Source organism: Aquamicrobium sp. YD-1-mutant5, assembly GCF_059509755.1.
In genome coordinates, this window is record NZ_JCAKKP010000030.1 from 1 (window position 1) to 12,284 (window position 12,284).

The window sequence follows — 12,284 nt, forward strand, 5'->3', positions numbered from 1 at the left end:
GTCGAGAACCTGTTCGCCAAGCTCAAGGACTGGCGCCGCATCGCCACACGCTACGACCGATGCGCTCACACCTTCTTCTCAGCGATATGCATCGCCGCAGCCGTCATCTTCTGGATCTGACCAATGAGTCCTGAGCCTAGTCCTGGCTCAGGACTTTCGTATCAGATGATCGGGCCGCCGGATGATGTATAGCGTCCGGCGGTTCATTGTTTCGGGCACTATTTCCACCCGGCGATGATGATGAACGGGCGCAACGGCGGGAAAAGCCGAAACGCTCTATTGCAGACTGGATTGGTTTTCGGTCAAACCAGAGAAAACAGCCAGAGATGCATATGTCGGACAAGCCGGTAACGATCAAGGATGTGGCGCGCGAGGCGGGAGTCTCGGCGATGACCGTCTCCAATGTGCTGAACGGGCGCGGGCGCGTGGCTGAAACCACGGCGCAGAACGTGCGCGATGTCGTCGAGCGGCTTGGGTATCGGCCTTCGGTGGCGGCACGGCGGCTGCGGCTTTCCCAGCAATGGACGATCGGCATGCTGATCGTCGTGGAAGACCCCGACTTTCTTTCCGACCCCTTCATCACCGCGCAGGTGACGGGTCTGACCAACTATCTCACGGCGCATGCCTACAGCCTGATCCTGCGTGGCATCAAGCCTTCGGATTTCCGCACGTCTGGCCTGTTTCAGAACATTGAAGCCGATGGCATGGTGGCCATTCTCTCGGGCGACGAGGTGCAGCGCAAATGGTTCGTGAGCGAGCTGGCCACCCTGCGTGTGCCGTTCGTGCTCCTGCAGGAGCACCAGCGCCCGGCCCATGACGACTGCACGATCATCCGGCAGGATGATTTCGATGGCGGTCGCCAGATTGCGCGGCATCTCATCGCCAACGGCACCCGCACCTGCTGGATGCTGATGCCGCAGACCGAATGGCCGGCAATGCGGGCGCGTATGGAAGGCGTTGCCTCCGTGTGGCGGGAGGCTGGCCTGCCGTCGCCCGAAGTGATCCGCTGCGCCGACGAGAGTTTTGACGTCAACTATGCCGAAACGCTCGCCGCCCTGCGCAGCCGCACGGCGCCTGATGCCATTGTCGGCGGCAACGACCAGATGGCGGTGGGGGCGATGAAGGCCTGTATTGCTCACGGATTGCGGGTTCCGGAAGATATCCAGATCACCGGCTTCAATGCCTTCGATTTCTGGCGCTATGTCGATCCGGTGCTGACCACGGTGCGTTCCGCCGCCCATGCGCTGGGCGAGCGGGCCGCGGCGGAGCTGATCGCGCGGCTTCAGGCGGCAACGTTCAGCTCTCATGAGATCATCCTGCCGGTGAAGCTGGAGCCGGGTGCTTCCACCCGGTCCTGATCCGCGACCGATGATGTGGCTCAGATCGCGCCATCGGCCCTGATCTGCTTCAGGGCACCTTCGACCGCTTCCAGCGTGGAGGCGACCACCGCGTCGTCATGGGCGATCGACATGAACCATGCGCCGCGTTCGAGGGCTCGCACGCCGCGATGCAGCAGGGCGGTGGTGAAGGCGACGTACGCCCGCCGGTTCATGCGCGCCAGATCGCGATAGTCCCGTGCCGGCTGCTCAAGCCCGAAGGCGACATGGAAGACCTGCGGAAAGCCTTCGACCACGGCTTTGACGCCATGCCGTGCGAAAATCTCGCGCATGCCATCCATCAGCCTTGTGCCATTGACGGCGATCTCTTCGTAAAGCGACGGCTTCAGCGACTGCAGGGTTGCAACGGTGGCCGCCATGGCGATGGGCTGTGCATTGTAGGTGCCGCCATGCACGACGCCGCCGCTCACGAACATGTCCAGAAGGTCGGCCCGGCCGGCGATGGCGGCGACGGGGAAGCCGTTGGCGATCGCCTTGCCGAAGGTTGAAAGATCGGGCGTGACGCCGAACAATTCCTGTGCGCCGCCGGGGGCGAGGCGGAAACCGGTGATGACCTCATCGAAGATGAGGATCGTGCCGTGGCGGGTGCAGGCCTCGCGAACGCCTTCCAGATAGCCGGGAAGGGGGTGGACGGCGCCCGCATTGCACATCGCGGCTTCCATGATGACGGCGGCGATATCTCCCTGCGCGAGGCGGGCTTCCAGAAGCTCCGGATCGTTCCATGGCAACACGGCCAGCGTGTCGGCGGTATCGGCAAGTTGCCCCTTGCTGCCCGCGACAGCCTTCGGTGCTTCGCGCGGGCCGGCGGCGTCGGGTGCGGGTGCCGTCGACCACAGCACATTGTCGAACCAGCCGTGATAATGGCCCTCGAACTTGATGATGTTCCGGCGCCCCGTGGCGGCGCGTGCAAGGCGAAGGGCCGCCTGATCAACTTCGGAGCCGGAACCGCCGAAGCGCATGCGCTCAGCGGATGGGACCATCTGGCAGACCAGCCGCGCAGCCTCGGCTTCGACAGCGCTCTGCGCGCCGAACAGAATGCCGTCGTCGATCTGCCTTTTGACGGCCTGTGTCAGGGCTGCGGGGTTGTGCCCGAGGATCATCGGTCCCATGCCCAGATAGTAGTCGATCAGCCGATTGCCATCGACGTCATACAGAAAGGGACCTTCGCCGCGCTCGATCACCAGCGGCGTGGGGGAGATGTTCAGGCGGAAATTGCTGTTAACGCCGCCCGCCATCCATTGGGAGTTGTGCCGGATGGCCTCCGCCGATCTGGTGAAGGACAGAAGGTCCGATGTGATGGCGTTGCTTGAGGCAGTCATGTCTTGCTCCGATAAGACAGATGAGGCGGTGCGCTCACAGAGGCTGCAGTCTGTGGCCGCCACGGGCTGGCCGCGACGGTACAGGCATGTCTCAGTGCCCCGCTCCCCATAAGATCGTTAGTCGCATAATGTAGGACGACTTCCGATGTTCATGCGGCAGTCTAATACGGAATTTTAGCCTTTATCAAGCTGATCATCACGATAAACCATCACGATTTATCGTTATCGAGGTTAATTCTGAAAAAATCATCCTACATTATAAGATATCAGAAATTTGGGCATGTTCCGCGTCTGTCAGGACTGGCCGGCGAGATCCCGGGTGATGCCGGCGAGGCTGGTAATGAGGATATCGGAAAGGCGCGAGACGGCCGGGCCATCGAACCGTGAGGCAGGGCCGGCGATGCTGACGGAGGCAACGACATTGCCGCCCGGACCGAAAATCGGGGCCGCTATGCACGCACTGCCGGATTCGTTTTCCTCGAACTCCTGCGTCCATCCTCTGGTGCGGCAGTCCTGTAATACGCTTTCGAGTTCTTCCGGGTCGGTAATGGTGTTGGGCGTCAGTTTCTGCAGCGGCGCGACCTCATAGATGAAGCGCCGGAAATCCTCGGGCTGGTAAGCCAGCAGCGCGCGCCCGCAGGCGGTGGAATGATAGGAAGCCCTCGTGCCGGAATAGGAGGAAACGCGCAGATTGTAACTGCCTTCGAGGCTCTCCGCGATGAACACGTCAGCGGGGCCTGGAATGGCAAGGTTGATCGTCTCACGCGTCTGCGCGCACAGGGCGGTCAGATGCGGACGTGCAATCGTGGCGATGTCCAGCCGGCGGGCCACCGCGTTTCCATAGACGAGGTGCTGAAGTCCGAGCCGATAGGAGCCCGTTCCCGTATCGTGCTCGGCGAGCCCCGTCTCGACCAGCGCCTTGATGAGGTTGAACGCCGTGGTTTTCACAAGTCCGGTGCGCTGGGCCAGATCCCGCAGCGAAATCCATTCGCCGCCGGCCATGGCATCCAGCAGGGCTTTGGCGCGGGCGATGGACTGGATCCGCACTTCGGAGGCGGGAACGTGTTGCGGCACTGTACCAGTCATGGCTGACATCTCCGGTTTCGGCATCTGTGATTCCATGTCGCTCATGATGGCGGAAGCAGCAAGGTTCCGGGTGGGCGAATTGTGAGTGCGGGCCGATGTTTTCGCTGCGCCGTCCGATTTTGAAGGGCCCACGCCCATGCTACGGTGGGCGGGTTGAGAGCTTCCGCAAAGGAGAGGGAAAACATGCGCAGACTGTTTATCGCAGCAGGCATTTCACTTCTGGCTGGCGTGGCGATGCCTCTCCCGGCCAGTGCGCAGACAGCCGACGAGATGAATGCCAGCCTCGATTCCCTGTTCGGCGAGCACGACCGCTACCACAGCTTTTTCACGGCGCTGAAGAAAGCGGTCGCAGAGGGTGACAAGAAGTCCTTCGCGGCGATGGTGGATTATCCGTTTCAGGCCCGGATAAAGGGCAAGTCGGTGAAAATCCGCGATGCCGCCCATTTCGTTGCCGATTACGATCAGGTCGTCACCGCAAAGGTGAAGCATGCCCTTGAGGCGCAAGCCTATGAGAGCCTGTTCGCGAACTGGCAGGGGGTCATGGTTGGCGACGGCGAAATCTGGTTTTCGGCTGTCGGGGAGCCGGGCGAAATCCGGATAACGGCTATCAACGACTGACCTGTCCGGCACTCCGGCAGCCGCGCCGGCAGCTACGAAAAGCGAATGGCCGCCCCGGCTTGCCGGGCGGCCATTGCTGAAGACTGGAGCGTTTCCAGGAAAAGTGGAACCACTTTTCCGGTTCGGAAACGCGACGAATCAAAGACTTGGAGCTGTTCAGTGATTCCGTGAAATACTAAACGGCTCTGACGGACCGGTTCCGGGGCCTCGGTCTTCAGACCGGCGTCGGCACCACCGTCGCCACGATGGAGGCGTCGAGCGCCTCGTAACCGGCAAGGTCGATCATGTCGTAGAGCTCGGCCCGGGTCTGCATTTCGGGCACCATCGCCTTTGTCGAGCCGTCGCGCTTCAGCGTCGCGTAAAGCTTTTCCTGCGCCTTGTTGGCGACGCGCAGCGAGGAAACCGGCCAGATCACCATTTTGTAGCCCATCGCCTCGAACTCGTCGGCCGTGAAGAAGGGCGTGCGGCCGAATTCGGTCATGTTGGCGAGCAGCGGCACGCCCGGCATGCGCGCGGCGAATTCGCGGAACATGTCCGCCGTATTCAGCGCTTCGGGGAAGATCGCATCCGCACCCGCTTCCATGTAGAGCTTTGCCCGCGCCACGGCGCCGTCCATGCCTTCGCTGGCCGCCGCATCGGTGCGCGCGATGATGTAGAGGTTGCGCCGCGCCTTTGCCGCAGCGGCGACCTTGGCCGCCATGTCGTTGGCGTCGGCCAGCTTCTTGTCGTTGAGGTGGCCGCATTTCTTGGGCAGAAGCTGGTCTTCGAGGTGAACAGCACCGGCGCCCGCCTCCTCGAAGGTGCGCACCATGTGCATGACGTTGAGTGCTTCGCCATAGCCGGTGTCGCCGTCGACCAGCAGCGGCAGGCCGGAGGCACGCGCAATCTGGCGGATGAAGAAGGCCACTTCGTCGACGGTGATGATGCCGAGATCGGGAATGCCCATCGAGGCAGTCATGGCCGCGCCTGACAGGTAAAGCCCCTCGAAGCCGGCGGCTTTGGCCTGCAGGGCGGCCATGCCGTTATGAGCTCCGGGAAGGCGAGTGATGCCGCCGCTTGCGACGAGCGCCCGGAAGCGCTCGCCTGCGGAGTGTTGCGGAAGGTCTGAAGAGACGAGATAGGGCATGCTTTTCCTCAGGCTGCCTTGGATTTTTCGGCCGGCCGGCCACGGCGCTCGATCGACACGAATTCCAGATTTTCCGGTCCCGTGTAATTGGCGGAAGGTCGGATGATCTTGTTGTCGACGCGTTGCTCGATGATGTGCGCGGCCCAGCCGCTGGTGCGCGAGATGACGAACAGCGGCGTGAACATGGCCGTCGGCACGCCCATCATGTGATAGGAGACCGCGCTGAACCAGTCGAGGTTCGGGAACATCGCCTTGGCATCGGCCATGGTGGATTCGATGCGCTCGGCTATGTCGAACATCTTCGTCGATCCGGCTTCGACGGAGAGCTGGCGCGCCACGGTCTTGATGACCTTGTTGCGCGGGTCGCTTACCGTATAGACCGGATGGCCGAAGCCGATGACGACCTCTTTCGCCTCGACGCGGTGGCGAATATCGGCTTCCGCCTCGTCGGGATCGGCATAGCGCTTCTGGATCTCGAAGGCGACCTCGTTGGCCCCGCCGTGCTTCGGCCCCCGCAGTGCGCCGATGGCCCCTGTGATGGCCGAGTAGACGTCCGAGCCGGTGCCGGCGATCATGCGCCCGGTGAAGGTCGAAGCGTTGAACTCGTGCTCCGCATAGAGGATCAGCGAGATGTGCATCGCCTTCACATGCGAGGCCTTCGGTGCCTTGCCGTGTAGAAGGTGCAGGAAGTGACCGCCGATGCTGTCGTCATCGGTCTCGACCTCGATGCGCCGCCCGTTATGGGCATAGTGGTGCCAGTAGAGCAGCATCGAACCGAGCGAGGCCATCAGCCGGTCGGCAATGTCGCGCGCGCCGGGCAGGTTGTGGTCCGCCGCTTCCGGCAGCACGCAGCCGAGAGCGGAGACGCCGGAGCGCATCACATCCATCGGATGGGTCGCGGCCGGCAACAGCTCCAGCGTGCGCTTGACCGCATCCGGCAGCCCGCGCAGGGCCTTCAGCTTGGCCTTGTAGGCGGCAAGCTCGGCCTGCGTCGGCAGCGTGCCGTGGACGAGGAGATGGGCGATCTCCTCGAACTCGCAGGTCTCGGCCACGTCGAGAATGTCGTAGCCGCGATAGTGGAGATCGTTTCCGGTGCGCCCGACGGTGCACAGCGCCGTGTTGCCGGCAACGACGCCGGACAGGGCAACGGACTTCTTCGGCTTGAATGCGCTCATTACTTCCTCCCTATCTCTTCCAGTCGAAAATGCCGGTGGCGGCGGCCGGGCCGAGCTTGTCCTGCGCGACCGTGAAGGTGAGACCCGACAGTTCTTCCGGCTTCAGCTCCATGAGGCGCTCGACGGTTGCGATGAAGCGATCCTGCTCGGCCTTTTCCACGACACCCTCGGCCAGCGTGCGGAACTTGTTGACGTAGTCCGGGCGGGTGAAGGGGCGGGCGCCCAGCGGATGCGCATCGGCGATCGCCAGCTCGTCCTCGATGACCGAACCATCCTGAAGGGTGACGGTGACGCGGCCGCCGAACGCCTTTTCCTTCGGATCATGGCTGTGGTAGCGGCGCGTCCACTCCGGGTCCTCCACGGTGGAGATCTTGTGCCACAGGGCCACCGTTTCAGGCCGGTTGGCGCGTTCGGGCGCATAGGAACGCTCATGGTGCCAGCCGCCGTCTTCCAGTGCCACGGCGAAGATGTACATGATCGAATGGTCGAGCGTTTCGCGGCTGGCCTTCGGGTCCATCTTCTGCGGGTCGTTGGCGCCGGTGCCGATCACGTAGTGGGTGTGATGGCTGGTGTGGATGACGATGTCCTTCACCCTGGTGAGGTCGCCGACCTTTGGTCCCAAGCGGCGTGCCAGATCGATCAGCGCCTGGCTCTGATATTCGGCCGAATGCTCCTTGGTGTAGGTGTCCATGATGGCGCGCTTGGCTTCGCCCTTTTCGGGCAGCGGCACCACATATTCGGCCTTGGGGCCGGAGAGCAGGTAAGCGATGAAGCCGTCCTCGCCTTCCCATGCCGGCGAGGGCGCGCCTTCGCCGCGCAGCACGCGGTCCACGGCCTCGATCGCCATCTTGCCGGCGAAGGCCGGGGCATAGGCCTTCCAGCTCGAAATCTCGCCCTTGCGCGACTGGCGGGTGGTGGTGGTGACATGCAGCGCCTGCTGCACGGCCTGATAGATCACCTCGGCGGAAAGCCCCAGCGCCGTGCCGATGCCGGCGGCGGCCGAGGGGCCGAGATGGGCGATGTGGTCGATCTTGTGCTCATGCAGGCAGATGCCCTTCACGAGATTGACCTGCACCTCGTAGCCGGTGGCGATGCCTCTGGCGAGTGCCGCGCCCGACAGGCCGCAATGCTGCGCCACGGCAAGGATCGGCGGAATGTTGTCGCCCGGGTGCGAATAGTCAGCGGCGAGGAAGGTGTCGTGAAAGTCAAGTTCGCGCACCGCCACGCCGTTGGCCCATGCCGCCCATTCCGGCGAAATGCGCTTGGCGGTGGAAAGACCGAACACGGTAGCGCCGGGCAGGAAGGGGTGAGCCTGCGCCTGCGCCCGGGCGCTCGCCACCGGGCGGCGCGCCACGGAGGCCGCGGCGACGGCTGCATTGTCGATGATGCGGTTGCCGATCATCTCGACCACATCGGCGTCGAGCGCGACGTTGTCGGCGGCGATCGAGGCGATCTTCCAGGCGAGCTGGTCTTCGCGGGCGAGGTTCTCGGCGGATTTGTAGGTGCGGACCTTATGCGACTTCACGAATGAATATCCTCTGCGTTGCATTGATCGGAAGTGGGGAGGGGTGTCGGCCTGCCGTCGCCATCGACGGCGACCATCATGAAATGGCCGCTGATGGCGGGGTCTTTCTCACCGCTGTCGTCGGTGAAGGCGTTGACCAGAATGGTCATGGAGGAGCGGCCGCGAAACACGATGCGGGCGCTGATGTCGATAATCTCACCCAGCCGCACCGGGCGATGGAACTCGATGCCGTCGGCCTTGGCCATGACCACATCGCAGCCGGCATGGCGGGCAGCGCACAGAAAGGCGGCCTTGCCCATCAGATGCAGCGCATTGGCGCCATAAAGCGTGCCGTAGTGATTGGTCAGCGCCGGCAGAACCAGTTCGCTGAAGCGCGCATCGCTGTGCAGGGAAAGTTCCTCCGGCATTGCTGAAACGTGCTCCTTGGTTCGAGAGCCTCTTTGCTAATCCGCAATATCCGCATATGTTGAAAATCGTAAACCACTGAAAAGGCAGACATTTGCGAAGCCAGGTCAGTGAATTTGCAAAGTTTGCGAAGTTCGTGAGGCGAGGGTGACGCCGTGAAAAAGCTGTTTATGGGCGTGCGATTGAAGCGGCTGCGGGAAGAGCGCCGGCTCACCCAGCAGGCGCTGGCCGACGCCATCGGCATTTCGCTGAGCTATCTCAACCAGATCGAGAACAACCAGCGCCCGCTGACAGTGGCGGTGCTCCTGAAGCTCAACGCCGCCTTCGGTGTCGACGTGCAGCTTTTCTCCGGCGAGGACGAAGCGCGGCTGGTGGGCGAGCTGCGCGAGGCGCTGTTCGATCCGGGCGTGGGCGAGGAGATTTCGAGCGCCGAATTGAAGGAGATCGCCACCGGCATGCCTGCCGTGGGGCGCGCCATCGTCGGGCTGCACAAGCGCCTGTCGCGCGCGCTGGACCAATCTGCGGCGCTGGCCGCGCGGCTGGGCGATGACCGGCAGGGCGACGGCGGGGCGGATACAGCACCCATCGCGGCCGCTCCCTTCGAGGAGGTGCGCGACTTCTTCTATGCAAGGCACAACCATATCGATGCGCTTGACCGGGCTGCCGAGGCCGCCGCCACGGGGCTTGGCCTGCCGCCGGGGCGCATGGTAACGGGGCTGGAGACCTATCTGGAAGCGAAGCACGGCGTGCGGGTGTTGCGCCACGCGCTGCCGCCCGGCTCCGGCGTTCAACGCGCGTTCGATCCGCAGGCACGCATATTGCGGCTTTCGGAGCGCCTGAGCGGCGGCCAGCAGGCGTTCCAGCTGGCAACGCAGCTTGCCTTTCTCGAATATGGCGGGCTGATCGATGCGGAACTGGCCGAAGCCTCGTTCTCCAATGCCGAGACCCGCGCGCTCGCCCGCATCGGCCTTGCCAATTATTTTGCCGGGGCGCTGGTACTGCCCTATTCCGTCTTCCTGCAATCGGCCAAGGAACTGCGCTACGACATCGACCTGCTCGGACAGAAATTCGACGTCGGTTTCGAGACCGTCTGCCATCGCCTCAGCACATTGCAGCGACCGGGTGCGCGCGGCGTTCCCTTCTTTTTCATCCGCGTCGATCGTGCCGGCAACATCTCCAAGCGCCAGTCGGCCACGGACTTTCACTTCTCGCGAGTGGGAGGAACCTGTCCGCTGTGGAATGTCTATGAAGCCTTCACCCGGCCCGGACGCATCGTCACCCAGCTTGCCGAGATGCCGGACGGGCGCACCTATCTGTGGATGGCGCGCACGGTCGATCATTCGGCAGGCGGCTACGGAACGCCCGACAAGACCTTCGCCATCGGTCTTGGCTGCGATCTTCAGCATGCGCCGGGGCTGGTCTATTCCAAGGGATTGCGGCTCGATGACGCCGAGGCGCGCACGCCGATCGGCGCCGGCTGCAAGATCTGCGAGCGGCCCGCCTGCCCGCAGCGCGCCTTTCCGCCGGTGGCGCAGGCGCTGCGCATCGACGAGACCCGCAGCAGCTTCACCCCCTATGCCTCCACCTGAGGTCGGGGCTGCTGCTGCCGAAACAGGTTCCCCTCGAAGCCGCGATGGGGTAGGGCGGGCGCCGGGCGAAATTGCCCTGCGGAAAGGTCCGGATGCGCACGCAAAGTTTCGATACCGTCATTCTCGGCGCCGGTGCCGCCGGCATGATGTGCGCGATCCACGCCGCCGCGCGTGGCAGCCGCGTGCTGATCGTCGACCATGCCCGCAATCCGGGTGAAAAGATCCGTATTTCAGGCGGCGGCCGCTGCAATTTCACCAACACCGGCGCCAATGCCCGCAACTTCCTGTCCGCCAATCCGCATTTCGCCAAGTCCGCGCTTAGCCGCTACACGCCGCAGCATTTCATCGCGCTGGTCGAAAAGCATGGCATCGCCTATCACGAAAAGACGCTCGGCCAGCTTTTCTGCGATCATTCCGCAAAGGACATCATCGCCATGCTGCTGGGCGAGATGGCGCGTGCGGGCTGCGAGGTTCGGCTTTCGACCACGCTCGAAAAGGTCGGGCGCAGCGAAGCCGGTTTTTCGGTGACGCTGGGCGGCGAGGGCGCTGCAAACATTGCCTGCCGCAACTTCGTCGTTGCCTGCGGCGGCAAATCCATCCCGAAGATGGGCGCGACCGGCCTCGGCTACCAGATCGCAACGCAATTCGGTCTCGCCGTGACTGAAACCCGCGCCGGCCTCGTTCCCCTGACGTTTGGTGAGGACGTGCTGGCCGGCTTTCGTGAAATCGCAGGCGTTGCGGTCGATGCGCGCGTGAGCTGCGGCAAGACCGCTTTCGAGGAAGCCTTGCTGTTCACGCATCGCGGTCTTTCCGGCCCCGCCATCCTGCAGATTTCATCCTACTGGCGTGAAAAGCAGCCGCTTCGCATCGCCTTTCTGCCAGGTCAGGATTTTTCTGCCGCACTTGCCGCCGCCAAGCGCGAAAACGGACGCCGCAGCATCGCCACCGCCCTTGGCGAACTCCTGCCGAAACGGCTGGCAGTCCATCTGGCGCAGACGCAGGGCTGGGGGGGAACGCTGGGCGAAACCACCGACAAAAGGCTTGCCGCAATCGCCGCCACGCTTCAGGGCTGGGAGATCTTCCCCATCGGCACGGAAGGCTACCGCACGGCGGAGGTCACACTTGGCGGTGTCGACACCGGCGGCCTCGATTCCCGCACCATGGAAGCCAAAGCCGTTCCGGGCCTGCATTTCATCGGCGAGGTGGTGGACGTGACCGGCTGGCTCGGCGGCTACAATTTCCAGTGGGCGTGGTCGTCCGGCTGGGCAGCGGGAACTGCAATTGCCGAACGGGCAGCATGAGCGCTGTCACATCGGTAGCGGCAGCGAACGACTATCACCATGATGGCTGCAGCTTCCCTACAAAACACCCATTTCGCAATCTCTGCCGTTGATGCCCGCGCGCGGATCGTCTAAGAGGTTGCTCGCACTGCTTATGCACCCGTAGCTCAGCTGGATAGAGTGTCGCCCTCCGAAGGCTGCTGTCAAGGGTGGATGCATGAACTGAAGACGAAAAAAATGAAGGGAATACAGCAGTTTAAGAGCCGAGCCACAAACCACCGGGACAGCGAAAATTTCCACGTAAGCGGCGCGTAAGCAGTTTAGAGGAAACGGTGGCGGGAAAAGGGATGACGTAGCGCACGGTTGAAATGCGGCGTTGATCTGTTGGCGAAGCGATGATTATGTCGGCCGAATCCGTTGCCTTTAGTGGTCGTTCGGGCTAGGCAAAACAGAGCATGCACCCGTAGCTCAGCTGGATAGAGTGTTGGCCTCCGAAGCCAAAGGTCACAGGTTCGAATCCTGTCGGGTGCGCCATTTCAGTACAGAACTATGAACGCCGAACGCCGCCGTTTCTACGCTAGAAGCCGCGACTAGCGTTCGCAGCAGCTCTGACTTCGATCCCATTGTTGATTTCCGCTGAGAGCTGACCCGGGATTGAGGGATTTTTCCATTGAGAAGTGACCCATGTTTGAACCCACCCCTGCTGGTTGATTGCAGGGGACTTTGGAGTGATAGACATGGCGTTACTGAGCGTTATCCGACGC

10 protein-coding genes, 1 tRNA gene and 1 pseudogene are annotated in these 12,284 nt (G+C 63.0%); 6 read left to right on the forward strand and 6 right to left on the reverse strand.

The features are described from left to right. Positions 1-120: pseudogene (locus AC5XE7_RS20135) on the forward strand (IS5/IS1182 family transposase); the annotation flags it as partial. A 212-nt stretch (positions 121-332) separates the two neighbouring features. After that, complete coding sequence (locus AC5XE7_RS20140) at positions 333-1,358, forward strand: LacI family DNA-binding transcriptional regulator (RefSeq protein ID WP_495367383.1); 1,026 nt, start codon at positions 333-335, stop codon at positions 1,356-1,358. A gap of 20 nt (positions 1,359-1,378) precedes the next feature. Here AC5XE7_RS20140 and AC5XE7_RS20145 read toward each other — a convergent pair whose 3' ends face one another. Together AC5XE7_RS20145 and AC5XE7_RS20150 are read right to left on the reverse strand one after the other, a co-directional pair. Next, positions 1,379-2,716 carry an aspartate aminotransferase family protein gene (locus AC5XE7_RS20145; RefSeq protein WP_495367382.1) on the reverse strand — a complete coding sequence of 446 codons (1,338 nt, stop codon included), beginning with the start codon at positions 2,714-2,716 and terminating at the stop codon, positions 1,379-1,381. Positions 2,717-3,010: 294 nt separating this feature from the next. Next, positions 3,011-3,802, reverse strand: a complete 792-nt coding sequence (locus tag AC5XE7_RS20150) for an IclR family transcriptional regulator (RefSeq protein ID WP_495367381.1) — start codon at positions 3,800-3,802, stop codon at positions 3,011-3,013. Between the two features lie 183 nt (positions 3,803-3,985). On the opposite strand from AC5XE7_RS20150, the gene AC5XE7_RS20155 reads away from it, so the two are divergent. Further along, a complete protein-coding gene (locus AC5XE7_RS20155; protein ID WP_495367380.1) occupies positions 3,986-4,420 on the forward strand; it encodes a hypothetical protein in 435 nt (144 codons plus the stop codon). 214 nt (positions 4,421-4,634) lie between these two features. On the opposite strand, the gene prpB is transcribed toward AC5XE7_RS20155, so the two are convergent. Genes prpB through AC5XE7_RS20175 form a run of 4 tightly spaced genes read right to left on the reverse strand, consistent with a single transcriptional unit; the run spans position 4,635 to position 8,653 of the window. Continuing rightward, positions 4,635-5,546 (reverse strand): methylisocitrate lyase, encoded by a 912-nt coding sequence (gene prpB / locus AC5XE7_RS20160; RefSeq protein ID WP_495367379.1) that lies wholly within the window; start codon positions 5,544-5,546, stop codon positions 4,635-4,637. 8 nt (positions 5,547-5,554) lie between these two features. Next, entirely contained in the window at positions 5,555-6,721 is a 1,167-nt protein-coding gene (gene prpC / locus AC5XE7_RS20165) for a bifunctional 2-methylcitrate synthase/citrate synthase (protein WP_495367378.1), read from the reverse strand. A 10-nt stretch (positions 6,722-6,731) separates the two neighbouring features. Then, on the reverse strand, positions 6,732-8,246 hold the full coding sequence (locus AC5XE7_RS20170) for an MmgE/PrpD family protein (RefSeq protein WP_495367377.1): 1,515 nt from the start codon (positions 8,244-8,246) through the stop codon (positions 6,732-6,734). After that, entirely contained in the window at positions 8,243-8,653 is a 411-nt protein-coding gene (locus tag AC5XE7_RS20175) for an acyl-CoA thioesterase (protein ID WP_183827299.1), read from the reverse strand. Before AC5XE7_RS20175 ends, AC5XE7_RS20170 begins: the two co-directional genes overlap by 4 nt. A gap of 153 nt (positions 8,654-8,806) precedes the next feature. Here AC5XE7_RS20175 and AC5XE7_RS20180 point away from each other — a divergent pair, with 153 nt between their 5' ends. The 3 genes from AC5XE7_RS20180 to AC5XE7_RS20190 all read left to right on the forward strand — a co-directional run bounded on the left by AC5XE7_RS20180 (position 8,807) and on the right by AC5XE7_RS20190 (position 12,054). After that, positions 8,807-10,240: a short-chain fatty acyl-CoA regulator family protein gene (locus AC5XE7_RS20180; protein ID WP_495367376.1), complete on the forward strand. Its 1,434-nt coding sequence runs from the start codon at positions 8,807-8,809 to the stop codon at positions 10,238-10,240. A 92-nt stretch (positions 10,241-10,332) separates the two neighbouring features. After that, positions 10,333-11,541, forward strand: a complete 1,209-nt coding sequence (locus AC5XE7_RS20185; protein ID WP_495367375.1) for a BaiN/RdsA family NAD(P)/FAD-dependent oxidoreductase — start codon at positions 10,333-10,335, stop codon at positions 11,539-11,541. A gap of 436 nt (positions 11,542-11,977) precedes the next feature. Further along, a tRNA-Arg gene (locus AC5XE7_RS20190) sits at positions 11,978-12,054 on the forward strand. The last annotated feature ends 230 nt before the right edge of the window (positions 12,055-12,284 follow it).

Excerpts from the sequence above, each read along its gene's own strand:
- AC5XE7_RS20140 (WP_495367383.1), top strand. The coding sequence starts at position 333 with ATGTCGGACAAGCCGGTAACGATCAAGGATGTGGCGCGCGAGGCGGGA.
- AC5XE7_RS20145 (WP_495367382.1), bottom strand. The coding sequence starts at position 2,716 with ATGACTGCCTCAAGCAACGCCATCACATCGGACCTTCTGTCCTTCACC.
- AC5XE7_RS20150 (WP_495367381.1), bottom strand. The coding sequence starts at position 3,802 with ATGACTGGTACAGTGCCGCAACACGTTCCCGCCTCCGAAGTGCGGATC.
- AC5XE7_RS20155 (WP_495367380.1), top strand. The coding sequence starts at position 3,986 with ATGCGCAGACTGTTTATCGCAGCAGGCATTTCACTTCTGGCTGGCGTG.
- prpB (WP_495367379.1), bottom strand. The coding sequence starts at position 5,546 with ATGCCCTATCTCGTCTCTTCAGACCTTCCGCAACACTCCGCAGGCGAG.
- prpC (WP_495367378.1), bottom strand. The coding sequence starts at position 6,721 with ATGAGCGCATTCAAGCCGAAGAAGTCCGTTGCCCTGTCCGGCGTCGTT.
- AC5XE7_RS20175 (WP_183827299.1), bottom strand. The coding sequence starts at position 8,653 with ATGCCGGAGGAACTTTCCCTGCACAGCGATGCGCGCTTCAGCGAACTG.
- AC5XE7_RS20185 (WP_495367375.1), top strand. The coding sequence starts at position 10,333 with ATGCGCACGCAAAGTTTCGATACCGTCATTCTCGGCGCCGGTGCCGCC.